Here is a 24,018-nt window from a genome sequence, read left to right on the forward strand (position 1 = left end):
GATCCGTCACATGTTACTTTATTCAGGAAATGAGAATGTGCCGTCTGCATTTGGTGCAAATGGAATGACTTTACGAACCGCATCCAGATTGAGTTCTCCATAGATATGTGGAAATAGTTCATTCAATTCGTACAGATCCTCATACACCAGTTCCGGCTTTAACGCTTTCTCATCAATGCTAAGCAATAAAAGATCCGTGCGGCCTGCATAGTATTGCCCAGCTACCCATGGAATCTGCTCCTTGGTGGAACAATGAATGAATCCGTCTGTCTCCAGGCTATCTGGTGCATACTCAGTCCCCTTTGACACTTGCTCCCACAACGAACGGGAAATAATACTATAGATCATGGTTCCGCCTCCTTCAATTTCTGCGATGTACCCTATGTGTCATTGGAAGTATTATAGATCATCCCGGATACGGGAGTACAATTTTTGATCCGTAAATACACCTTTGATCTTCAACTGTTTACGCAGCAAACCTTCGTACGACATGCCCAGCTTTTCCATAACACGTGCAGAACCTATGTTGCCTGCATTACATTTCCCCTCCAACCGATTGCAGTCCAGTTCCTGAAAACAATAATCCACGATGGGTTGCATCGCTTCTGCTGCGAGACTCTTACCCCATTGGCTGCTGGCTATTGCGTACCCCAGTTCAGCACTCTGCATAGAATCGTTGAGATGAAAAATGCCACCCCTCCCAATTAACGTCCCTGTTTCCTTCAGGACAAAAGCCCAGATATAGACCGTTTTCCGTTCAAAATTATCCAGTACCCGCTGAATATATTGCATTGAATCTTCAACCGTCTCATGGCAATTCCACAAGCTTTGCTGACTCACTCGTGGATCAGAGGCAAACGCATAATATTCATCGAGATCATCCATCGTAAGACGTCTCAATCTTAACCGCTGTGTTTCGAATTCGGGCAATTCGGCAAAAAGTTTTTCTACATTCATGCAGCACACCTCCATGATTCAATTGAGTTCATGATCCACCCACCTTATTTCTCAGGAAATAACGATCTATCATAACCATGCACAGAATACCGACCGTATATCGAATCAGATCGATCACTAGAAATCCATGTCCCAAAATAAGTGCACCTAATACGGTAGAGCGTATCTCAATCAGCCAAGGCGTCTGGATCAACTGCGAGAACTCAATCATCCAGCTGAATACACAGCTCAAACACATCGCCCATACCAAGCTGCGATGAGGCCACACCATGCGTACTCCGAAATAAATCATGCCCGCCCAACATGCATCTCCGAAATGTTCATGCAACCAATCCGGCAATCGTTTACCAAAGTGTCTGGATGCGATTCCTGCCGCCATGGTCATCATGACTGCGAAGAAATAGATCAGCCTTTCTCTGATAAGTACGCTTTTCAATCCATCACACGCCTTCATCAAGCACTTGTAAAATAAATTGCGTTTTGGCAGCGGTATACGATTCCCTATCTTCCTTGTTCTCATTAGCAAGCTTCGTCTTCAGGACGGCGTAAGCTTCCACCAGATCTGGGCGTTTTCTCAGCACATCCCGAAACCGAATTTGACGATCCCAGCGTTCTTCTCCCGGGCGCATCAGATGAAGGTGTACAGCTCTCTTGCCATCCTTAACCTTGACCCAGAATCGTCTGTACTCCCGTCCATCCAGTTCAGGCGGAACGTAGTTCCAGCCCAACGGATTCAGCTGATCCGCAATCAGATCCATGTCGTCCCATGACTGTACCTCTGCCATCAAATCAATAATGGGTTTGGCGGGTAATCCGGGAATGGATGTGCTTCCGATATGTTCGAATTGATGGATATTAAACTGCTGTAGAAGACGTTTGAGTTGCCGGATTTCTTCCTGAGCCTGTGCGTCCCAGTTGGGGTTGGCTGGAGCAATCTCTACCGCCTCTGTCGCCCAGGCAGGCCAGTTCTCTGGTTGCATTGGATCTGTCATTAACATGCTCCCTCCTCTTGACCATGACATTTTAAATGATAACCTTCTCTGTATTTTTCATAGGTGCGTTGCTTCATGCACTCAATCGTAGTATTCCGTTGAAATGTTAGTATGGAACTTAGGGATAAAAGAAGATATTTCAGGTAAGCCAGATCACTAGAATTAGAATCTGAGCTTATAATCGAAGCTTTCATAATTCATCCCATCCAATCCTGTTATATTGTTGTTCTAGCAGAGGGCATCCCAGATACATATTTCTATATATCCAAAAAAGGAGCGTATGTCTACGCCCCTGATTGTCTGATACCCTTAATCACATTGATGATATTTAACGTGATGATGTACTGAATTTATGTTTGGATTTATGCAAAGCGCTTCATTATATGAAGATTTATTTTACCGTAACAGGGATCGTCACTTTTTTATTGCCCCACTTGGCCGTGATAGACGTTTTACCTTTGCCTACAGCCACGATCTTGCCATTTGTTACTGTCGCTACGCCCGGCTTTGTGCTGCTCCACACCGCACTGTTGGTCACAACAGTGGTCTTGCCCGTATCATACTGGGCCATCACACTCAGTGTTGTGCTTCCCTGTGGGGACAAAACCAGTTTTTTCTGGCCTGTAATCAGCTTTTTGAGCAAAGGAACAACGGTAACCTCTGCCTTTATTGTCTGATTTTGATAAGTTCCTGTCAAGGTTGCTTGTCCCTCGGTCAGCGTCTTAACGGTTCCATTTTTCACGACAGCTACATTTGTATTGGAAGAAGTCCATACGATTTGTTTCGATAGGTTGATCGTTTTGCCATTCGCGTAGGTGCCGATAACCTTCAACGCTTTGGACTTCTTGATGTTCAGCTGCATTGTGGCAGGAGTGACCTCAACTTTAGTAATCTCATCCGTCACAGCAACAGGGACTTTCACGATCGTTGTTCCATATTTGCCTTGCAGCAATACTCTGCCGGGTGTAACCCCTTTGATTTTACCGTTTTCCAGCACAGCCGAAGAAGTGGATACGGACCACACAATCTCAGACGTCACATCCTCTTCCTTACCATTCGCACGGGTGATGCTTACTTTCGGAAGGGTGCTTTCACTGCCTTTAACAAAACTGTAGGATTTCGGTGAAGCTTTGATGCTTTTGATCTTCTCCTGCACTTGGACAACCAACTGGGCTTTTGCCCCATCTACCTCTGCAAAAATCGTTGCTTCGCCCGCGGCCACAGCCTTGACTTTGCCTTTCACCATCGTCGCGACTGCTGCATTACTGGTGGACCAAGTTACGCCTTCGGTAACATCCTGCTTGTTATCAAAACCTTCTACCGTTGCCATCACCTGAAGCGCAGCTGTTTCGGAAACACTCATCTTCTGCGGGCTGCTATTGGTTATTTCAATCGATTTCACGTCACCAGTAGCCGCCAAGGCCAACGAAGGGACCAGTACGGTTAATGCCATAATTAGAGCAAGTGTGCCTCGAAGCGCCAATTTGATTCTACTCATTTCTATCTCCATCTCCCATAATCCAATATTTTACTTCTATTATATTATATCGGATACGATTGGCATAAAGTTGAATAACGTAAGTGGGAGTCTTGGAACAATTCATGATTTTCATTGTATAATATGGGAAGGTCGCGTAATACTGTTTTAATAAACCTAAAAGATGGGGTGGGATATGTATGATCGAAAAGAATTTGCTTGATATGGTTTCACCCAAAAATAACCGTAAACGTATGAAAGCTATCGTCACTTCGACATCCACCAAGATTCGTCCTGAAGACGAAATGGTTCTATTGATGAAAACAGCCCGCAATCGTTTCAAAAAAGCCCTTGAATCTGGACAAATTGAAATCATTAACGAGCGTGAATGGAAGCTGCGTTAACATTTAAGAAATAAGTTTATTTACTTACATAAACGAAGAAATTTGTGAAGAAAGTAAGCTACATTTTAGGTCCAAGCACGATACAGATCAGTAAAATTTGGCACAACATATTAGGAGATCGGATCCTAAAAAAGTATTATCATTAAAAGGGGATGTCCCCTCGTCACATGCAACTTGACGTGTGGAACATCCCCTTTTCTACTGCCTAAAGCGTCACATAACCTCTCTACTTCACTTCATCCTGCTCTGGCAAAATCAAACTCTCCGCGCCGCCCATATAGGGCCGCAGGGCTACCGGAATGCGAATGCTTCCATCCTCCTGCTGATGATTCTCAAGCAACGGAATCAGGATACGCGGCGATGCCACTGCCGTATTATTCAGCGTGTGACAATAGGCCAACTTACCTTCGGCATCCAGACAACGAATATTCGAACGGCGAGCCTGAAAATCATGCAGATTCGACGACGAATGGGTTTCCCCATATGCCCCACGGCTCGGCATCCAGGTCTCGATGTCATACTGTTTGTACGTTTTCTGCGACATATCTCCGGTACACACGGCGACAACACGATACGGCAGTTCAAGTAATTGCAGCAATTCCTCCGCGTGTCCCGTAATCTCTTGCAGCATGCGCTCCGATTCTTCCGCATCAGGGGCACAGAGAATGACCTGCTCGACTTTGGCAAACTGATGCACACGGTACAATCCGCGTACATCACGTCCACCGGAGCCAACCTCACTACGGAAACACGTCGATACCGCAGCGAGCTTCACTGGCTCCTTCACATCGACAATCTCATCCGCATAATACGAGACAAGCGGCACTTCAGAAGTCCCCACCAGCCACTTGTTCTCCCCTTCGAGTTCGTAGACCTGATCTCGACCGGTTGGGAAGAATCCAGTGTTCACCAATGCATCCTCCCTGACCATCAGCGGTACCTCCATCGGTGTAAACCCGTGCTTCAGCAGCAGATCTAGCGCAAGTTGCTGTACTGCCCGATGCAATAACAGGCCAGCGCCTTTTAATACATAGCTTCGCGTACCGCCAATCTTAACTCCACGAGGAATGTCGATCAGATCATTCAACTCCCCAAGTTCCACGTGATCTTTGGTGATATACTCGAACGTTGGAACCTCTCCCACACGTCGCAATTCCACATTATCCTCATCCGACATGCCTTTCGGGGTATCCGGGGATACGATATTGGGTACCAGCCATTGCAGCTTGGTTACTTCCTCCTGCACAGGGGCAAGCTTCGCTTCCACGTGTTCCAACTGTTCATTGATCTGTTTCACCTGAGCCCGCAAACCCTCGGCCTCTTCGCGATTCCCGGCTTGCATGAGTCTGCCAATGTCTGCGGATAACGTATTGCGTAATCTGCGTCCTTCTTCCGATTCCTGCAAAAGCGTTCTGCGTTCCTCATCCCGCTCTAGCAATGTGCGAATGTTAATCTTGATTTTTTTTCCGTCTGCTGCTGCCTGAACCTCATCTGCATGTGCACGAATCCATTTCATTTCCAACATGGTCACCGTCTCCTTTGGCTGTAAAAATGCAAAGAACGCCCTCATCCCTTGGGACGAGGAGCGCTCTGCTCGCGGTGCCACCCAACTTGCTGAATCAGGATATCCTGCTTCCAGCCTCTTGGTCCGCGATAACGGGCGGTTCCGGTTAACTTGGGGAAATATCGCTCCCCTGGCGAAAACGCCTCCGAGTTGGATGCTCATCAACGGCATGGTCCGATCTGTAATTGTTGTGTCTCAGTATATACGAACGATAGACCAGATTGCAACCTTTTGTATCGATCAGGAATTCATGGCACAACGTAACCTGTCCTGTTATGATAGACTTTGTCTTCATGATTGCGCTTTATCGTGATCCTCAATTTATGTATATATGTAGAAGGAGTTCTTTATGAAAAAATTACTTTGGATCGGGTGTCTCTCCTATTTCCTGATTGGACTTGCCCACGTTGTGCTCGGTTCCATTCTGCCCGTTGCACTTGAGCATTACGGCAAAGATTATAGCCAGGGCGGGACATTGATCTTTGCTCAATTTGCCGGATTCCTGGGTGGTGTATTGTTATCTCCATGGCTGAACAGACGCTTTGGTAAAAGGGGAGGCCTGTTAATCGCCACAGCATTGCTCTGTATTGCAGAATTATCCTACATGCTGTTGCCACCATGGGGCTGGATGTTCGTCATCGCACCCGCTGCCGGATTCGGTTTCGGAATGGTTGAGGCTGTCATTGGCACCATTATCATCGCTGCAATTAAAGACAATACCGCCGTTGCCATGAGCCGACTGGAAGTATTATTCGGGATCGGGGCCATGGTCATGCCGCTCATGGCCAGCGGACTGATTGCTGCCGGATACTGGCGTCTGTCCTTCCTCGTTGTTGCAATCTGCGCAGCGCTGACCTTTGTTTTCTGGGCGAAAGGATCATTTGGAGAGCTGGACAAGGTTCTGGATCAACGGGGGTCAAATCCTGCTTCGGTACATACGAACACTGCCGGAACATCAGGTGAGATACACCCCGCATCTGCAAGTATACCCGGTTCAGCCTATCGCGGACGCAACCTGACTCTTCTGGTTCTATTTGTCTTGTTCTTCTTCCTTTATGTTGGCACCGAGATGAGCCTCGCGAATTTCATGCCAGCAATCCTGATTGAGAAAATGAACATGAAGGAAGCCGGAGCAGCGCTTAGTGTCACCTGTTTCTGGATTGCCATGTCTGTAGGACGTCTCTTCGCGGGATATATCGCAGAGAAATTCCAATACCGCGTCTATGTGCTGTACAGTTGTCTCGCATCTGTTCTTTTGTTAATGGTGTTTCCATTTACAAACCAAATCTGGTCTGCGTTTCTCATCATCTTGCTGCTCGGACTTGCGATGTCAGGCATCTTCTCCATTGCCCTAGTATTCGCCAGTAAACTGCTGCCTGGAACCGAAGAATCCACACCCAGCATTTTGATTGCCTCAGGTGGGGTTGGCGGTGCCATTCTTCCTTTGACTACGGGATGGAGTCTGGATCATCTGGCGGTTAATCAGTCTGCATGGATGCTTGCCATCTTTGCAGTTGGCCTGCTTGTCATTAGTGTGATCACGTATCAGTGGCAGAACAAACATGTGGTCGATACAGCGACTTAACAGTTCGGTGTCGATCCAGTCCTGATGATTAGAAATATCTATTATTGAGATTGAAATGTCTACTGTCATGACCTGACGGTGGACATTTTTTTGTGGCGTTACTCTGTTCTAACGAACCTAGTACACGCTACCCATCTCCATTTCCGCACATTTGAAATCTAACGAATCCTAGAGATCTTATTCTAAATAATCAGCTTCAAATGAAGTTCTCGTTTCAGTTTCTTAGCATCATAACGCCGCTGAGATTCGTTACATTTTTCATTCCCTAAAAACTGGCCGAATAAGATGTTCTCGATTCGTTAGCCTGTAACCATGGTGGCCAATATCCTATCTTTACCTCAGATCACCCTTTAATTAAAGATCAGAATACGGTCTATTCATTTGCACAAGATTGCCCAGGAAATACTTTAGGCCCATTAGAATTACACACTTTTGTTAACAGTAGGCATTACAGGCCCGTTGCTCTTGATGAATTTACCGAATATATATCGGACGAGTGGTCCCAGAATGATCAACTGATATGGAAGTGCCAGACTGAAGTTACGAGTGACTGTATGAAGATACGTATGAAGTAAGAATAGTAAGGATACCCCATTTAATGGGTCCGCAAGATACGCTGAAATCATTCCGTACAAAGAGATGATCAGAACCATGACAATCACCATGAAAAATGACATAGCGAGCACGCCCAAGATTTTGTTGGACTTGTCAAAAGGTAAGGAAAATGTAATTTTTTTTGCTAAAGGCCCAACAATAAAGGACTCTACCAGGTGCCAAGTAACCCACTGTGCCATAAATTGAAAGTCATCTTGATGACGATTCCTGTACACATCATTAATCAAAAAACAATCTTTCCTTCTTGCTTATTGGCAATTCTCTCATCCTCTCTGTTTACCTTCGTAAATATCCTTCGTAAATATAGAGATGATAAACCGAAGAAAAATTCAATCTCAAGAGAATGCGGTTTTTTCTACAACATAAATTTCCACAGAAAAGACAGTTTGGATAACGCTGTGATTGCTATTCGTTTGAAAACAGAGCTTTTCTGATTCGTAGATTCTGCTGGATGCTCACCTTTAACCGCAAGTGTACTATGTGCTCGTTTGATATCCATAGCCTCTGTTAATTGGTTGGCGAATGCAGAACCGGAAATGACCACAGCGGATTCCGTATTTAGAAAGGCAGATCTGGGATCAAGATTATACGAACCAACCATGCTGAGGTAATCATCCATGACAAATGATTTGCCGTGTATGGAATAAGGGCCTTCGTATTCATAAATGGCCAGACTGGTATCAAGCAACCATTCCTTAGAGCTTAAGTATCCCGCGAAAGCCAAAGGGTTAGGGGTCTGTTGGATTGAATTCGTCAGCATGACCCATTCTGCTTTTGGATTCATCGACAGATGTACTGCTTTCTCCATTTTCTTGGTAGGAATGGCATATGGCGTCTGAAGGTACACTTTCGACTTTGCTTGATTGGCGAAATGAACAAATGTTCTCCACATGATGGGGTCTTTATACAGCCTTTTAATTGGATTATGAATGAAAGCAACGTGGTCAGAATGAAGCGCTCCTCGGGCCCATTCCTTTGGCAACTCTTTAACAAAAGGATCGCTCTGAGCCTGGGCTGTTTTATATAACTCAGCCAGCTCAGCCAGCTCTTTTAACCCTTTTGCATGATGCTGACGTTTTGCATGTTTTTCTGGTTTGGTGAATGGATGGTTCCATAACCGATCTATATATTGTTTCATTTCAACAACCGTGCTGTTCGTATTATCGTTTGGATTGTAAACAAGGACATCCCGATCAAAAACATAGTCTTTTGGGGGTTGCAACGCCATGTATTTATCACCAATATTTTGGCCGCCAATGATGCCATATGTGTTGTCAACAAGAAGGATCTTGTCATGCAGACGGTTATGCCATGTCCATGGCATAAATAGGTGGAGTGGTTCATAATATCTTAATTCCACATTGGGGTGAGCTGCAATGGCATCTGGAATATCACGCAATTCTCCGCGCATGCTGTGAAAAATCCCGTCTAAAATGATTCGAACATGAACACCCCGATCAGCTGCATCGAATAACGCAGCAAAAAAGAGTTGAGATGTTTTTCCTTTTTGAATGGAGTAATAGGCCAGGTCGATGCTTGTTTTCGCCTCTCGAATGGTCTGGATTCTCACCTGACCCGATTGAAAGCCGTCCTCCAGGAGCATTACGCGATCTGTTGTACTTCCTTCTGTTAACGATTTTTGCATATCCGTATTTTCAATAGCAGATGGAGACGGAACCAAAAATAAAAGGTAAGCTGTGAAAAAAACGTAGGCACTATAACACAGAATCATTGCGATTATGGTTTTTAGGATCATTCGGTACTCCCCCATTTTTATGTAAAAGTAATTATTTGTATAGCAGTACTATCTCCTTTTATCTCTAAATTATGTTGTTTAAATGAATCAAGCTGCTCCGCTCAAGGCCAAACGCTCAAAAACTAATCACCGAAGTGGCTTAGAAGCAAGTAGGCTATGACCCGAAATCCGATGCTTATGCATACAGTCAGCTCTACTTATATGATTCGCCACGTTCCCATCCAGTTCCTGACTGGACACGTTCGACCCGCTGGCCTATAATTACACCTAGTAATGCCCGTAACTTCATAGTTTCCCAGGGGAGTCGGAATTGGCCGGCTGAGAGTGTATCCCACCAAGATACTAACCCTTAGACCTGATCTGGATCATGCCAGCGTAGGAATCGGAGTATATCGAAATGGAACAGCCCTATGGCTGAACGCCACCTCTCTAACGCCTGCACGCGTCCCGGATTACGGGGCGCTTTTTTAATGTTCTTTTATATAGCCAGAGAGCTAAAAAAAAGTGACGTTATCCGGATCATAGCTGGTATAAATCTGTCGATTTATGCAAGAAGCTTGGATATGAAGCCAAGGAGTACCCGTGCCACTGGCCGGACATACCGAAGGAGAGAAATGAAGATGAGATGGCGTAAAATGATGGGCCTGCTGCTCTTGTGCGTACTTCTAGTGGCTGTGGCTGCATGTGGTGGCAAAGAAGCTGCACCTTCAGGAGAAAACGGCAGCAGTAACACCGAAAACAGCAATGAAGGTGACAACGCAGCCCTCAAGGATGTTAAAGTGGTGCTCGACTGGACACCAAACACGAATCATACCGGCTTGTATGCGGCCGTAGATCAAGGTTTTTATAAGGCCGAAGGCTTGAACGTGGAGATTGTTCAACCAGGTGCCGGCGGTGCCGATACGATGGTTGCTTCCAATGAAGTGCCATTTGGCGTAAGTTATCAGGAAAGTGTAACTCAAGCCCGTACACAAGGGGTTCCACTCGTCTCCATCGCAGCGGTTATTCAGCATAATACATCCGGGTTTGCTGCTCCGGCGGATCGGAATATTAAATCACCGAAAGATTTTGAAGGCAAAACTTATGGCGGCTGGGGTTCCCCAGTGGAAGAAGCCGTGATGCAATCCATTATGGAAGGCGAAGGCGCCGACGTATCCAAAGTGAAAAACATTAACATGGGTGATGCCGACTTTTTCACCGCTGTGAAACGGGATATTGATTTCGCGTGGATTTTCTACGCCTGGACGGGGATTGAAGCTGAACTGCGCGGAGAACCGATCGACATGTTATATGTGAAGGATTATTCAGATGCACTGGATTACTACACGCCTGTTCTCGTAACGAACGAGCAGACGATTCAGAACGATCCTGAGCTGGTGAAAGCATTCCTGAAGGCTACTTCGGAAGGATATCAATACGCAATTGATCATCCCGAAGAAGCAGCGAATATCCTGATCAAGGCCGTACCGGATCTGGACAAGGAATTGGTACTGGCAAGCCAGAAATGGCTGAGTCCGAAGTACACGGATGACGCCCCGCGCTGGGGAGAACAGAAACAGGAAGTATGGCAGAACTACACTGACTGGATGTTTAGCAAAAAGCTGCTGGATGAACAGGTCGACGTGAGCAAAGCATATACGAACGCGTTTTTACCCCAATAAAAAATTGCTTAAGTTTAACTTTTTTACACAAGAACGAAGAGTGCAGAACCCATCTGAAGAAGCGAAGCGCTCACCTTTATCCCCGGATTTCCTCCATTTTAAGTTTCATTAAAGAAATCCGGGGATAACAGTGATCGGAAGAGGGTGCTGCAATCGGAGTGATAAGTGTAAACCTGGTTCAATTCATGCAATTTATCACGAAAGGAGCCGTGATCTCTCATGGCAAGTACACTACTTAGCATTCAGGTTATTCCGAAAACGCCAAATGGCGAGAACTCTTATCCTTATGTAGATCGCGCCATTGAAGTTATTCAGCAATCTGGCCTGAAATATCAGGTGAACCCGCTCGACACCACGATGGAGGGGGAACTGGAGGAACTGCTGGAGGTTGTCCGCAAAATGCACGAAGTACTCGTCGAGGCTGGCAGCCCAAGCATCATCTCTCAGATCAAAATTGCCCATAGCCCTACTGGCTTCAGCATGGATACCCTGACGGAGAAGTACCGCTAATGAATGCCTATTTCAAAAGTGTATGGCCGCCCTTCGTGGCGGTTATTCTCTTTATAGCGATATGGCAGGGAGCCGTCTCCCTGTTCCATATCGAGAAATGGATGCTGCCAGCACCGTCCGATATCGCCCGCGAAGCGGCATCCCAGGCTGATCGGCTTGGCATGCATGCCTCCGCAACCATTCAGTTAACCCTGATCGGATTCGCGGCCGGCACAGCGGTTGGATTACTGATTGCAATGGTGCTGCATTTAGTTCCTTTTCTCAAGTCAGCCCTGTATCCTTTACTTATTCTTAGTCAAAATATCCCGACCATCGCGCTCGCGCCGCTCCTGTTAATCTGGTTCGGGTTCGGCTTGTTGCCCAAGCTGATTACCATCATACTAGTCTGCTTTTTCCCCGTGGCGGTGGCGGCTATGGACGGTTTGACCCGTACAGATGCAGCGATGATGAACTATATGCGCATGGCTGGTGCGAAACGTCACCATATCTTCTGGAAGCTGGAATTACCCCATGCCCTGCCATCCGTGTTCTCTGGTATCAAAATCGCCGCTACCTATAGCGTGATGGGTGCCATCATCGCCGAATGGATTGGTGCAGACAAGGGTATTGGTTATTATATGATGCTGCAAAAGTCAGCTTATCGAACAGATCGCTTATTCGTGGCGATCATGATTATTGTCGCGCTCAGCTTACTGCTCTTCCTGCTCATTGCCCTACTGGAGAAGCTTCTCGTGCGCTGGCGGCCACAGAAGCGGTAGCGACAAGGTCGAACTGTTCATATCAAGAGACGATGGGAAGATAAGAAATATATGATGTAATCTGTATATTAGGAAGTGATGAGCATATGAATCAGCAACAGGACGAACACGTCCAGCCTGAACGGGGAGCACGCGCATTGGAACCAAAGCACGGTGAAAAACTTCACTCGGCTAATCCTGATCTACCGACAAATACGACTGCTGCTACGGTTCCACCTGCACTGGATGTCGTGGATGTTCATGCATCATTCCGGGAACGACGGAGCAGGCTACCGGTTCTAAACGGCCTGTCCCTGACTGTGAAACAAGGTGAGTTTGTCGCTATCGTTGGTCCATCCGGCTGTGGCAAAAGCACCCTGTTCCATATCATCGGTGGTTTGCTGAAGCCACAGGAAGGGCAAGTGCTCATGAACGGTCACGATGTTACAGGCCAACGCGGCAAGATCAGTTATATGCCACAACAGCCTGCCCTTTTCCCTTGGCGCACTATTGAAGACAATGTACTGCTTGCTGGTGAAGTAGCTATAGATGCTCCTCCCCGGGCCGAAGCTCTTGCGGAGGCTCGAAAGTGGTTAAGCAGCGTGGGTCTTGCCGGATTCGAACAGGCATATCCGCATATGTTGTCGGGCGGAATGCAGCAGCGTGCTGCATTCCTGCGCGCCCTGCTCAGTCCGCAGGAGCTGATGCTGCTGGACGAACCCTTCAGCGCGCTGGATGCACTGACACGTAGTGACATGCAGCGCTGGCTGCTCGATATCTGGGAACAGAACCGCCGCTCGGTGCTGTTCATCACCCATAATATCGAAGAAGCAATGCTGCTTGCGGATCGGGTCTATGTACTATCCAACCGTCCTGCAACGGTGTTGCATGAGGTACATGTTCCTTTTGATCGCCCCAGACGGGAAGAAATTACGGAGGAATCGGCATTCCTTGAACGGAAACGGCAGATTGCACAGTGGATGAGAGAAGAACAGCAGAAAGCCCGCCTATCCTAATAGCGCGGGTTTTTAAGTTATTATTTTCCTTTAATGGGTGATCCATTATATGAAATCTGACGTACCATAATTAAACTATATATGAACACAAGGAGGATTTCCCTCATGCTTTCTCAAGCTTTCGCTCCATTAATTGATGCTCATATTCACTTGGATCAGTATACCCCTGACGAACTACGCGAGATGCTGCTATCATTTCCGTCCCAGCAGGTTGAAGCGGTCATTGCGGTATCCATGAATCTGGCCTCTGCCCAGGTCAATCTGGAGCTTGCAAATCAACATCCACGCACCATATATCCGGCCTTCGGTTTTCATCCGGAACAGGAACTGCCATCCGCTGCAGAGATGGACCTGTTCTTCCAATGGATCGAGAAGCATATGGGACAAGCCACAGCCATCGGAGAAGTCGGCCTTCCCTATTACAATCGTCTGGAGGCTGAGCAGGCAGGACAGCGCTTCGATCAGAGCGGGTATATCGAGCTGCTTGAACGGTTCATCCAACTCGCGAAAAAGCATAACAAACCGCTTGTCCTTCATGCCGTATACGAAGATGCGGATATCGTCTGTGATCTGCTGGAGCAAAATCATTTCCGACGCGCGCACTTCCACTGGTTCAAAGGGTCCTGCGAAACGGTAAGACGCATGGCAGACAACGGTTATTTCATCTCTTTCACGCCGGATATTCGTTATGAAGAAGAGATTCGGGAACTCGCCCGGCAGTATCCAGTAGAACAAGTCATGGCCGAGACCGACGGACCTTGGCCCTTCGAAGGGCCGTTCCAAGGACGAATGACACACCCTGCCATGACCAGACAAGTCATTCAGGCATGGAGTGAGATCACCGGCATGGGAACCGAACGGGCCGCCCGTCTCTTTTATCAGAATACAAAGCGTTTCTACGGCTTAACTTGATTACAGTCACGTAATTGCAAGCACTCTCACTTGCCCGTGCCCACACAACACAAAAAAGCCAGTCGTTTTCACCCCGACTGGCTTCTAATCTACATATATATAAGTGGAACAAAATTTTTACCTTCCGTTCAACTTAACGCTTCAAAAATCCCTTGCCTTCCAGGAACGGTCTCACCTGCAAACGTGTCGGCTCAGTCAGACGCTTCGCCATCAGTTCGGACCATGGGGTCGTTCGTTCTCCATTGGTCCGTTCTTTCATGTACGCGGTTGTAGTCTCATCATACTGCTCAACACCTTGGAGGCTCTGCTCGGCACTATATCGATTATGATGCAGAACGGCCTTCAATGGCAGGCGTGGCCGAATTCCCGTTTCCTGATCTGCAACACCAATACACATGCCGTACACTGGATATACGCCCTGCGGCAATCCCAACAGCTCAGCGACTTCTTCTATCCGGGTACGAAGCCCGCCAATATATACGATTCCGAATCCAAGGGACTCGGCTGCAAGAGCAGCATTCTGGGAAGCCAGTGCAGCATCAATCGTGGCTACCATGAAATTCTCGGTCGAATCGGCATACGATTCCTTCTCAGGAAGATGACGTTTCGCAGCATCACTCAGCCGGTACAGATCGGCACACCATACGAGAAACACCGGACATTCATTGACGTAGGCCTGATTGCCTGCCAGTTCAGCCAGCTTGGCTTTTTGCTCCGATTCAGTCACAGCAATCACGGTATAAGCTTGTACACTACTTGAAGAGGAAGCCATCTGCCCTGCCGATACAATGGCTGCAAGCTGCTCATCACTTACCGGGTCAGGTTTAAATTTTCGTACAGAACGGTGTTTCATCATCAACTCAATGGTTTCATTCATGGCGGTTCACTCCCAATCCTCGAAGTACGAACTCAATTGTCTGCTCCGCGAGCTCGTCTGTATTCATATGTTGATAATCAAAGCCAAATCGTGAATTCTTGGCCCGTTTGTGTGCCAAAGCCACACCCATAACCTGAAGCATTGCATAAGATACGGACTCGATCTGGAATAATCCCTGGTCCTTTCCTTCTTGCAGCAGTTCCCTCACACGTGTCCATACGGGGTCCAAAAAACGAAATACGGTAGCTGTGCGATGTGTACGCAGTGTAATTTCAAGCTGCACAATATCGCTCATCTCCCGATCTGTCATCGTGAACTTCACAACTTCACCAATAATTCGTCGGATACCTTCCACAGGCGAGGACATGGACTCTTCAGCCAGCGAGTTCATCATATGATCGGGGAAGAAATGTTCGAATAATGCCTCGAACACCTTTTCTTTGCCGCCAAAATGGTATGAGACCAGTGACACGTTCGCACCCGCCTCATCACAGATTTGACGAACACTCGTCCCGTCATACCCTTGCTGTGCAAAAAGCTTCTTGGCTGCAAGCAGTATCCTCGTTTTGATATCCAACTCCGGTTCCGTCATTCCGTCCCGCTCCCTCTTGTCCGTTCATTTCCTCTGCTTCAGCTCAAGGGCTGTAGTCAGGTACTGTATCTGTCTATTATATTACACCAAGCACCCCGATGAAAATCATCGGGGTGCTTGTCCTATCTCTGAAGCCGTTACATGCATCTGTTGTATTAGTTGTGTGCTTGAACCGGGCGTGGTGCACCAGCTGGCATGCGTTGTTTTTTCAACAACGTCACGACCAGTGACAAAGCAACTGCTACCAAAAGTACAATGACGATAGATCCTGCAGCAGACTGAACTCCTGGGCCTCCCAATTGCACGCTCAGAATACCCTGAACGGCGTATGTTGCAGGCAGGTACTGCCCAATGCCGCTATAGAAGCTGTTCAGCAATTCACGCGGTACCATAGCACCGGAAGATACCAGCTGCAAGGACAGTGAGATGATGTTGAACAGACTTCCTGCCGGTCCGAAGCAGATCAGGAAGAACTGGGAGAAGAACATGAACGTGCACAGGAAGAGCGCCTGGAACAACCAGAATGCAACGAATCCTTGTGCAATCTGTCCTCCCAGTGCCACGATCAGCGATGATCCCAGCAAGGAAACGACCAATGCAGAACCCACGTTAATGACGACTCTCGCGCCAAACAAAGTCAAGCGGGAATAGGTAGATGAGAGCATACCCATCGCTGTCTGGAGGTTCATCCCCATGATCATGGCACCTACATAGGAAGCCAGTACCATCATCATCGGCACCATCTGATTATTCATCCCGTTAACCGGGTTAATGGACGTTGTTGTTCCTTCCACTCGGGTAGCCAGGTTCGCAGCAGCTTCAGCAGCCTGTTCGGCAGGCGCACCTGAAGCGGTTAACACCGTCTGTACCCCTTGTGCTGTAGCTTGTTTGTTAATTGTGTTTGTCACGCTTTGTGACACACCTTGCATCATGCTTTTGATCGTAACTGGGTTCGCTTCATTAATGGTGTATTTAATCTCAGCGGTCGAGCCAGCCGTTTGAAGCAATTCGTTAAATCCAGCCGGGATATCCAGCACCATGTGTACTTTGTGATGATTCAACTGATCCAACGCTTCAGCTGCACTCAGGTTGGATACGGTATGGAAAGGCAGCGTTCCTGCAAGTGATTCTGCGATTCCTTTGGACATTTCGCCGTCCTCGTTCACAATCGCAACCGTCAATTCTTTTGCACGGTCATTTACTCCAGAATATGCGGTCATCCAGATCACGCTAAAGATCACTTGGAACATAAGTGCTGTTACGATCCCTACAATCACTGGCGGTTTTTTAAACAATGTACGTAAAGCCTGTAACATAAAAGGTGTCCTCCATTACTCAAAATAGTTCTAATTTGATTTAAACAGTTGTTTGAATCAAACGATCGTTTAAATTTTATGTGAATATGACCATATTGTCAACTCATTTTTGAAATATTCAGAAAATATAAGCTTTATTCATGAATGCAATTAATCCATTTTCACAAAAGAGCATAATGCTAACTTTTCTCCATAGAAAAGAACATCTAGACCAACGATTCAGCCCATACCTCTCCTGGCGATTCAAACTGTTTTATCTCAACAAAAAACACGGTCCGCCTTTAGCGAACCGCGCATGTATTATCCTCATTTTATTACAATGAGGCGTTGAATATATCTGTAAACATGGGTCGTTCAGCCATTTCTATTCAGCTTCATGCGTTGCAGACGCAGCGCATTCAGGACAACCGACACGGAGCTGAACGCCATCGCCGCCCCTGCCAACCATGGAGCCAAGAAGCCAACTGCCGCAATGGGAATACCAATAACGTTGTATCCGAGTGCCCAGAATAAGTTTTGTTTGATGTTACCCATCGTGCGCCGGCTCATCTCAATCGCATCTGCAATGCTGTTCAGATCACCACGCATCAATGTAATATCTGCCGCTTCCATCGCTACATCCGTTCCTGTTCCAATGGCCATTCCGATATCAGCAGTAGCAAGTGCTGGAGCATCATTAATACCGTCACCTACCATCGCAACTTTCAGGCCACTGTCCTGAAGTTTCTTCACTTCCGCAGCCTTACCTTCGGGCAGAACCTCAGCCAGAACTTTACCAATCCCTGCCTGTTCCGCTACAGCGCGAGCAGTCCGCTCATTGTCTCCCGTGATCATGATCACATCAATCCCCATCGCCTGAAGACGACCGATCGCTTCACGAGAGGTATCCTTGATGGTGTCAGCCACTGCCACAATCCCTGCCCACTGACCATCCACCGCTACCAGCATCGCTGTACGCCCCTGCTCTTCCAGTCGGTTCATCTGCTGAACGGTTTCCTCTGAGACATTGACCTGTTCATCCGCAAGCAATCGCCGTGTGCCGACCAGAATTTCCTGCCCTTTTACTGAAGCTCGCACACCATATCCCGGTATGTTCTCAAACTTCTCTGTTGGGGTCAGCTCCAGGCCCTTGGCACGGATACCCGCAACAATCGCCTCTGCCAGCGGATGCTCGGAACTCTGTTCCGCCGCTCCCACACGCTCAAGCAGATCGGATTCCGTCCAATTCGGAGCCGTGATAACATCGGTAAGCACGGGTTTACCTTGAGTCACTGTACCTGTTTTGTCGAGCACCACGGTCTGAATCTGTTGTGCGGACTCCAGATGTTCGCCGCCTTTGAACAGAATGCCGTACTCAGCAGCACGGCCTGATCCAGCCATGATTGAGGTCGGCGTGGCCAGCCCCAGTGCACATGGACAGGCAATGACGAGCACAGCAATGGCTTTTTCAAGGGAACCGGCGAAGTCACCCGGACTTGCAAACAGATACCAGATCAAGAATGTCAATACAGCTATGCCGACGACAATCGGAACAAATATGCCGGATATAACATCTGCAATCCGCTGAATCGGCGCTTTAGAGCCCTGTGCTTGTTCCACCACTTTGATAATCTGGGACAGAACCGTGTCGGAACCTACTCGGGTCGCACGCAGTCGTAATACTCCATTTTTGTTCAGCGTAGCACCTGTAACGGCATCTCCCGGTTTTTTATCCACAGGAAGGCTCTCTCCACTTAGCATGGATTCATCTACAGAGGATTGCCCCTCCTCAACGATACCATCTACTGGTATGCTGTCACCCGGCTTCACCAGAATGAGTTCTCCTACCGCAACATATGCAGCAGGAACCATAACTTCCTGTCCATCCCGGATGACACGGGCTTCACGTGGAGCCAACTCAATCAGGCTTTTGATCGCCTGTGAAGAGCGACCTTTCGCCACAGCTTCCAACCATTTTCCCAGTAAAATTAACGTAATTAGAATTGCACTTGTCTCATAATAGAGTTCTACCGAAGGCATGGCGGCTGTGCCCGTTCCCATTGCACCATGATCCACCGACGCAAAAGGCAAGTACCCACTGGATAACGTCAGATACAGACTGTAGAAAAACGCTGCGCTGGTACCCAGTGCGACAAGAACATCCATATTCGCGCTGCGGTTGCGAAGTGCTTTGTACGCTCCTATATAGAACTGCCACCCAATCACGAACTGTACCGGTGTTGCCAGCAGCAGTTGGAACCAAGGGTTCATGAACAGCTCGGGTACATAGATTCCGGATGTGAACGAGAAATGCCCAACCATTGCCCACAGCAAAGGAATCGATAACAAAGCCGATATCATCCATTTCCACTTTTTGCGTTGCAGCTCACGTTCACGAACAGATGTGGTCTCTTCTTGGGTCAATTGCAGTTCAGCACCATAGCCCATCTGCTTGATCTTGGCAGTAATATCCGAAGGTTTCAATGAGCCCGCGGCATATTCGATATGCCCGGTCTCCAGCGCCAGATTCACATTTGCCTGAGATACCCCCGGTAGCCGGGAAAGACCCTTTTCAATCCGCGCGGAACAAGCAGCACACGTCATACCGGTGATGTTCAGATCAACTGATTCGGACACCGTACCATAGCCAAGCGCCTCTACTTTATCCCGCAATGCATTCACGTTGGTTGTCTTCGGATCATAAGAGACAGTTGCCTGTTCAATCGCAAGGTTCACATTAGCCTGATGCACACCTTCCATTCGGGACAAGCCCTTCTCCACTCGTGTCGAACATGCGGCACACGTCATGCCCGTGATATGAAGTGTTGTCTTCAGTCCTGGTACTTCTGCCATAGGTGGCATGGGTGTAGGTTCTGATGATCCATCCATTGGTTTATTCGTTGAGTTATCCATCATGTCAGCTCCTTTCATATCGATTCAAATTAATGTATTGTTGCAATTAAGCATACCCCCAAGGGGTATATATCAGACAGAAAATTAGGCTTAAACCTGACTCGTAGGAAAAAAGACCACTGACCTCTTTTTACCCATGAGCATGTTCGGTTTAAGCCTATAATGCCGTTAGACTACATCGTATCCCTGATCTTCAATCGCAGCTTTGATCTGATCCACGTTCACTGTCTGCTCATCATATTCCACAGCTACCGTTCCCGCTGCCAGATCGACGTGACCACTCGCCCCAGCATTCTTCACAGCCTCTTCAACCGACTTCACACAGTGATTGCAAGACATTCCCGTAACGTTCAACGTAACATTAGACATTCTAAATTCCTCCTTGGGGTATATTAAAATGATAACTTCATTAGGTAAATCAATGTAGCTTACTTCATTAACTTCCGCATCGTAACCAGCAGTTCATCCACAACCTCATGTTCGCCAGCCTGAATACGTTCAACGATACAGCTCTTCATATGGCCTTCAAGCAGAAGTTTGCCTACCGAATTAAGAGCAGACTGAGCCGCCGCAATCTGCGTCAGCACATCATCACAGTACGTATCCTTCTCGATCAATCCCTTGATCCCGCGAATCTGACCTTCCACACGGTTCAAACGGGAAACCAGGTTACTCTTCATCTCCTGCGAATGGTGACTCTTGCGCACATGCTTCCCATCACTGCCTTCGGCATGACAGGATACTGCTTCTTGAACTGTAGCCGAAGCTTCCGTTGAATCGGACATGGAGGATTGCAAAGGTTCCTCGGGATGGCTCTGATGATCCATCATGAACACCCCTTTTCTTTCGTTCTTTTCTAAGAGTAACATACCCCATGGGGGTATTCAAGTTCATTTTGATATTTTGTTAAAAATAGATGATTGCTTGTTCGAATTATAAAGAGAAATGCATCTTACAAGGTATATTCCATCCTGCTGCTGCGAACGACCAGACCCATCTGTTCATAGAAAGCCTGTGCGCCCGAGTTAAAAGTCGACACGGATAATTCCACGCTGTCTGCCTGAAGCTCTCTTCCTAGCTCGATGAATGCCTGTATCAACTGTTTGCCCGTTCCTTGGCCCCGATGCTTGGTATCCACCACAAGTTCATGGATGTATAACATCTTGCGGTCCACCATCAGTGGGTTATCCTGAATTACACTTAACTGCGCACTCCCGTAACCCAGAATCAAGCCCGGTTCTAAAGACTCGGCAACATACAGGTAACGCTTGTCCGTTTCCAGTAGTTCGGTGAACTCCTTCTCCTCCATTCTGGTCTCTAACACTCTGTATAGATCCGGCCGCGCCTCAACATGCATCTGGTGTAGCTCATCCATCAACAATGACACGCCAGAGTAGTCCCTCATTTCTGCAGTTCGAATGCTTACAGTACCCTTCGTGCTCATCCCCATCACTCTTTCATCCATGAATTTTACATTATTATACAACCAAAAAGCAGATACCATAAGGGTACCTGCTTCGCTAAATTTATCTTCATTCCATCAAGCCCATATGATGCTCATGTAGATTATTTTTTCGAAGAAGTATTTCCTTCATTAAAAGCAACAGGTGATGGCTTCGCTGCCCATTCGTCCGCCTGCGGCTCAATGTCCACTCCGCTCAAGATTTTCTTTTTCTCCATCAAGGAATCCCCGTCTTCATCCAGCTTGTTGCGAATTTCCGCTTCATCCTGAGGTTGATTGTTCTGTGTCATCGTAGAGTCCTCCCTTTTTCGTATTCATGTTCATGGTGATGTTCCTTTATATAACTTACCCATTTTCTACATTATCATTCTCTGCGAGGGACAGACCGTCCCCAAGTTATGTGTTATTTGACGTAAACATTAACTTTATTAAGCTAAATCCATCTCTAAACCCTTGCTCATACATTACTGATTCTGCTGTACCCTGAAGAAGGGTTATTACATTACAATAGTCCAAAAATAAAGCCATACCCTCCGGCTTAACATAATCACATAGCTCCATAAATAAACGATCACTTTCTTGACTCAATTTTTTATATTCTTTTGAATTATAAATCACAAGATTTCCGATACTCTCCATACGCAGAGCTTTGAACTGGTTAAATATTTCTTCGAAGTCCTCCATGATCCCCTCCAAAAAAGTGACGTCACTATGAATATAAATATTATAGTGACATCACTTAGATGTCAATATGATTGTATATTGAATTATTTTGTAATGATACAATATGAACATTACTTTTTGAGGAGATTTTATTTCATGGCTACAGATAAAAGAGTCTTTACACTTAGGCTGCGAGAAAAGAATTTTGAGAAAATTAAAGTGATTGCGGACAAAAACAAACGATCTATTGCGATGCAGATTGAGTATCTTATTGAACAACATATTGAAGAGTTTGAGAAAGAACAAGGTGTTATTTCCCCAGATACACATAATGACGTATAGATTTTGCGCCCTTAGTACATGCGCATCATCCATACGTCATTTTTCATGATATATCCTGTTCCCCGTTAATCGAAATCAACCTGTTTATCCAAAATGATTTCCTCTACTTTGTATTCCAACTCTGGTATGGAGGGAATCAAGGAGAATCGAACGTTCTCCAGAGAAGAAGGAAGGGCAGGAACCACTCGGAAACTAATTTGCGTCTCCCCACCTCCTCCACGACTGCCATGTCTCATGGTGATATGCCTCTGTTCGCTGAATATTTCCAGAGCCAAATGTGGAACCATTTGTATACGCTCAGCTTCATTCCCTTTATATTGAATCTCCGCTTTCGCCTTCATATTGCATCGAATGCGTGATCATATACTCACACGAATCTTTAATCATTTTCTTCATAATCGACACCACACTCGTTAATTGAAGAGGTTCACTTGGAAAGTAGTGTCTTTGTGGCATCGGCTGCACGCTACGAAGAACATATCGGATATCTTCCTCCGTCATATCCAGTATGCTCACCCATTCATCAATGGTACTTTGAGGGGGTTGGTACTGGACCGCTCCGGTTATTTCCTTTCTAGCTGCAACCAGTTTCAAAAGTTGCTCATCAAGCCGCTGTACCTCATCGCTGTATTCATTAGGAATTTCACGTAATTCACTCCAGCCCATATATAATCACTCTCCTAATTTAATGACATGCCCTGCAAATACAATTCGCTACTGTACCTGTATACCCTCTTCTTTTTCAGTTCATTTAAAAGGCTCCACTGAACCAAAAACGGAGAAATTTAAAAGGAAAGGACGCCCCATAGGTCATATTCTTGACCTTCGGGACGCCCTTTTATATTGTCGACTTCAAATGGACAACATTTACTATTTTACTTTGTAACAAAGGACACAAAGTCTTCCTTGCCTTAACCAGGCTATGCCTGATCCTGACGAGCAATTGCCGCTAGCGCCTGTAGCGCTGCATTAATCTCGCGCTCGACCGCTTGTCCAACCGCATCCGTATGCGGATCATACTCAGCAGCCAGATCGCTGTCCGCAAACCCGTCAATCGCGACAATGGCTCCTGCACGAGCGCCACGCAAGGTGCTGACGATGTAGAGTGCCGCAATTTCCATCTCGGCCGCAAGTGCTCCAGCCTGCTTGTACTTGCGGTGTGGAATCTCTTCCACGCCTGCAAAGAACGCATCCAGCGTTACAGTGATACCCACACCAACTTTACCCGCTGCAGTCGCAGATTCGGCATTTGCTGCGTTCCCATGCTCACGAGCAGCTTCGATCAACGCTTGCGTCACCCCAATATCCGCTACCGCGGGGAAACCATCCGGCACCAGTTGGCGAGTCAACCCATCTGTACGAACGGCTGCTGTACTCACAATCACACTGCCTGCCGGATAATCAGCTGTATACGATCCCGCCGTACCTACACGAATCAGAGTCTTCACACCCGCACGGATCAATTCCTCGAAGCAGACAGCCGCTCCAGGTGACCCTACACCATGGCTGACCACAGCGATCTGTACCCCTTCGTACAAACCAACAAAAGTGCGATACTCCCGACTGAACGCCAGTTCTCTCGCCTGCTCCAGCTTGCGGGAAATCTTCTCCGCACGTGCCGGATCACCACAGACGATGGCATATGCCGGCATGTCTTCCGAATGAATCTGCAAAATAGGCATCAACAT

Annotated in this window: 28 protein-coding genes and 1 riboswitch; of the genes, 8 read left to right on the top strand and 20 right to left on the bottom strand. The window is 47.0% G+C overall.

The features are described 5' to 3' along the window. Positions 1 to 18 precede the first annotated feature (18 nt). The 5 genes from AB4111_RS24710 to AB4111_RS24730 form a co-directional block, all read right to left on the bottom strand. On the bottom strand, positions 19 to 348 hold the full coding sequence (locus AB4111_RS24710; protein ID WP_442033606.1) for a DUF952 domain-containing protein: 330 nt from the start codon (positions 346 to 348) through the stop codon (positions 19 to 21). A 51-nt stretch (positions 349 to 399) separates the two neighbouring features. Then, on the bottom strand, positions 400 to 957 hold the full coding sequence (locus AB4111_RS24715) for a GNAT family N-acetyltransferase (RefSeq protein WP_442033607.1): 558 nt from the start codon (positions 955 to 957) through the stop codon (positions 400 to 402). A 28-nt stretch (positions 958 to 985) separates the two neighbouring features. Continuing rightward, positions 986 to 1,393, bottom strand: a complete 408-nt coding sequence (locus AB4111_RS24720; protein WP_442033608.1) for a DUF2809 domain-containing protein — start codon at positions 1,391 to 1,393, stop codon at positions 986 to 988. A gap of 4 nt (positions 1,394 to 1,397) precedes the next feature. Then, complete coding sequence (locus tag AB4111_RS24725) at positions 1,398 to 1,949, bottom strand: GrpB family protein (RefSeq protein WP_442033609.1); 552 nt, start codon at positions 1,947 to 1,949, stop codon at positions 1,398 to 1,400. A 391-nt stretch (positions 1,950 to 2,340) separates the two neighbouring features. Beyond that, the gene (locus AB4111_RS24730) at positions 2,341 to 3,447 is read right to left on the bottom strand and encodes an Ig-like domain-containing protein (RefSeq protein WP_210110000.1); all 1,107 of its coding nucleotides are present in this window, start codon (positions 3,445 to 3,447) and stop codon (positions 2,341 to 2,343) included. A gap of 179 nt (positions 3,448 to 3,626) precedes the next feature. On the opposite strand from AB4111_RS24730, the gene AB4111_RS24735 reads away from it, so the two are divergent. Then, positions 3,627 to 3,830: a hypothetical protein gene (locus tag AB4111_RS24735; protein WP_076253873.1), complete on the top strand. Its 204-nt coding sequence runs from the start codon at positions 3,627 to 3,629 to the stop codon at positions 3,828 to 3,830. A gap of 226 nt (positions 3,831 to 4,056) precedes the next feature. Here the strand turns inward: AB4111_RS24735 and serS are convergent, their stop codons facing one another. Then, positions 4,057 to 5,355 carry a serine--tRNA ligase gene (serS, locus tag AB4111_RS24740; protein ID WP_442033610.1) on the bottom strand — a complete coding sequence of 433 codons (1,299 nt, stop codon included), beginning with the start codon at positions 5,353 to 5,355 and terminating at the stop codon, positions 4,057 to 4,059. 388 nt (positions 5,356 to 5,743) lie between these two features. Between serS and AB4111_RS24745 the strand changes: the two genes are divergently transcribed. Beyond that, positions 5,744 to 6,979 carry an MFS transporter gene (locus AB4111_RS24745; protein ID WP_442033611.1) on the top strand — a complete coding sequence of 412 codons (1,236 nt, stop codon included), beginning with the start codon at positions 5,744 to 5,746 and terminating at the stop codon, positions 6,977 to 6,979. Positions 6,980 to 7,401: 422 nt separating this feature from the next. Here the strand turns inward: AB4111_RS24745 and AB4111_RS24750 are convergent, their stop codons facing one another. Both AB4111_RS24750 and AB4111_RS24755 read right to left on the bottom strand, forming a co-directional pair. Next, positions 7,402 to 7,821 carry a hypothetical protein gene (locus AB4111_RS24750; protein ID WP_442033612.1) on the bottom strand — a complete coding sequence of 140 codons (420 nt, stop codon included), beginning with the start codon at positions 7,819 to 7,821 and terminating at the stop codon, positions 7,402 to 7,404. Between the two features lie 128 nt (positions 7,822 to 7,949). Beyond that, positions 7,950 to 9,350: a phospholipase D-like domain-containing protein gene (locus AB4111_RS24755; RefSeq protein WP_442033613.1), complete on the bottom strand. Its 1,401-nt coding sequence runs from the start codon at positions 9,348 to 9,350 to the stop codon at positions 7,950 to 7,952. Between the two features lie 287 nt (positions 9,351 to 9,637). After that, a riboswitch (TPP riboswitch) is annotated at positions 9,638 to 9,750 on the top strand. Between the two features lie 220 nt (positions 9,751 to 9,970). Here AB4111_RS24755 and AB4111_RS24760 point away from each other — a divergent pair. The 5 genes from AB4111_RS24760 (at position 9,971) to AB4111_RS24780 (ending at position 14,186) form a co-directional block, all read left to right on the top strand. After that, positions 9,971 to 11,011 carry an ABC transporter substrate-binding protein gene (locus AB4111_RS24760; protein ID WP_442033614.1) on the top strand — a complete coding sequence of 347 codons (1,041 nt, stop codon included), beginning with the start codon at positions 9,971 to 9,973 and terminating at the stop codon, positions 11,009 to 11,011. A 219-nt stretch (positions 11,012 to 11,230) separates the two neighbouring features. Further along, a complete protein-coding gene (locus tag AB4111_RS24765) occupies positions 11,231 to 11,521 on the top strand; it encodes an MTH1187 family thiamine-binding protein (RefSeq protein WP_105601532.1) in 291 nt (96 codons plus the stop codon). Beyond that, a complete protein-coding gene (locus AB4111_RS24770; protein WP_442033615.1) occupies positions 11,521 to 12,279 on the top strand; it encodes an ABC transporter permease in 759 nt (252 codons plus the stop codon). Before AB4111_RS24765 ends, AB4111_RS24770 begins: the two co-directional genes overlap by 1 nt. 86 nt (positions 12,280 to 12,365) lie before the next feature. Then, on the top strand, positions 12,366 to 13,274 hold the full coding sequence (locus AB4111_RS24775) for an ABC transporter ATP-binding protein (RefSeq protein WP_442033616.1): 909 nt from the start codon (positions 12,366 to 12,368) through the stop codon (positions 13,272 to 13,274). 105 nt (positions 13,275 to 13,379) lie between these two features. Next, positions 13,380 to 14,186, top strand: coding sequence for a TatD family hydrolase (locus tag AB4111_RS24780; RefSeq protein WP_442033617.1), 807 nt, complete (start codon positions 13,380 to 13,382; stop codon positions 14,184 to 14,186). 133 nt (positions 14,187 to 14,319) lie between these two features. Here the strand turns inward: AB4111_RS24780 and nfsA are convergent, their stop codons facing one another. The 9 genes from nfsA to AB4111_RS24825 all read right to left on the bottom strand — a co-directional run bounded on the left by nfsA (position 14,320) and on the right by AB4111_RS24825 (position 22,009). After that, positions 14,320 to 15,063: an oxygen-insensitive NADPH nitroreductase gene (gene nfsA, locus AB4111_RS24785; protein ID WP_442033618.1), complete on the bottom strand. Its 744-nt coding sequence runs from the start codon at positions 15,061 to 15,063 to the stop codon at positions 14,320 to 14,322. Beyond that, positions 15,056 to 15,655, bottom strand: coding sequence for a TetR family transcriptional regulator (locus tag AB4111_RS24790; RefSeq protein WP_091018425.1), 600 nt, complete (start codon positions 15,653 to 15,655; stop codon positions 15,056 to 15,058). The genes nfsA and AB4111_RS24790 overlap by 8 nt, the downstream gene beginning before the upstream one ends. 155 nt (positions 15,656 to 15,810) lie before the next feature. Continuing rightward, a complete protein-coding gene (locus AB4111_RS24795) occupies positions 15,811 to 16,971 on the bottom strand; it encodes a YhgE/Pip domain-containing protein (protein WP_442033619.1) in 1,161 nt (386 codons plus the stop codon). 354 nt (positions 16,972 to 17,325) lie between these two features. After that, entirely contained in the window at positions 17,326 to 19,812 is a 2,487-nt protein-coding gene (locus tag AB4111_RS24800) for a heavy metal translocating P-type ATPase (protein ID WP_442033708.1), read from the bottom strand. A gap of 219 nt (positions 19,813 to 20,031) precedes the next feature. After that, the gene (locus AB4111_RS24805; protein WP_253429412.1) at positions 20,032 to 20,232 is read right to left on the bottom strand and encodes a copper ion binding protein; all 201 of its coding nucleotides are present in this window, start codon (positions 20,230 to 20,232) and stop codon (positions 20,032 to 20,034) included. Positions 20,233 to 20,291: 59 nt separating this feature from the next. Then, positions 20,292 to 20,648, bottom strand: a complete 357-nt coding sequence (locus AB4111_RS24810; RefSeq protein WP_074096703.1) for a metal-sensitive transcriptional regulator — start codon at positions 20,646 to 20,648, stop codon at positions 20,292 to 20,294. A gap of 167 nt (positions 20,649 to 20,815) precedes the next feature. Beyond that, positions 20,816 to 21,307, bottom strand: coding sequence for a GNAT family N-acetyltransferase (locus AB4111_RS24815; RefSeq protein ID WP_442033620.1), 492 nt, complete (start codon positions 21,305 to 21,307; stop codon positions 20,816 to 20,818). Positions 21,308 to 21,429: 122 nt separating this feature from the next. Beyond that, positions 21,430 to 21,615, bottom strand: a complete 186-nt coding sequence (locus AB4111_RS24820; RefSeq protein ID WP_036616704.1) for a hypothetical protein — start codon at positions 21,613 to 21,615, stop codon at positions 21,430 to 21,432. Positions 21,616 to 21,721: 106 nt separating this feature from the next. Then, positions 21,722 to 22,009 (bottom strand): hypothetical protein, encoded by a 288-nt coding sequence (locus AB4111_RS24825; RefSeq protein ID WP_442033621.1) that lies wholly within the window; start codon positions 22,007 to 22,009, stop codon positions 21,722 to 21,724. Between the two features lie 135 nt (positions 22,010 to 22,144). On the opposite strand from AB4111_RS24825, the gene AB4111_RS24830 reads away from it, so the two are divergent. Beyond that, positions 22,145 to 22,330, top strand: coding sequence for a hypothetical protein (locus AB4111_RS24830; protein ID WP_076329734.1), 186 nt, complete (start codon positions 22,145 to 22,147; stop codon positions 22,328 to 22,330). Positions 22,331 to 22,395: 65 nt separating this feature from the next. Here AB4111_RS24830 and AB4111_RS24835 read toward each other — a convergent pair whose 3' ends face one another. The 3 genes from AB4111_RS24835 to AB4111_RS24845 form a co-directional block, all read right to left on the bottom strand. Then, positions 22,396 to 22,566: a hypothetical protein gene (locus tag AB4111_RS24835; RefSeq protein ID WP_442033622.1), complete on the bottom strand. Its 171-nt coding sequence runs from the start codon at positions 22,564 to 22,566 to the stop codon at positions 22,396 to 22,398. A gap of 76 nt (positions 22,567 to 22,642) precedes the next feature. Continuing rightward, positions 22,643 to 22,996 carry a hypothetical protein gene (locus AB4111_RS24840; protein WP_442033623.1) on the bottom strand — a complete coding sequence of 118 codons (354 nt, stop codon included), beginning with the start codon at positions 22,994 to 22,996 and terminating at the stop codon, positions 22,643 to 22,645. 254 nt (positions 22,997 to 23,250) lie between these two features. After that, positions 23,251 to 24,018: a nucleoside phosphorylase gene (locus AB4111_RS24845; RefSeq protein WP_442033624.1), complete on the bottom strand. Its 768-nt coding sequence runs from the start codon at positions 24,016 to 24,018 to the stop codon at positions 23,251 to 23,253.

Source organism: Paenibacillus sp. 2KB_22 (assembly GCF_052115745.1).
Classification (GTDB): Bacteria; Bacillota; Bacilli; order Paenibacillales; family Paenibacillaceae; genus Paenibacillus.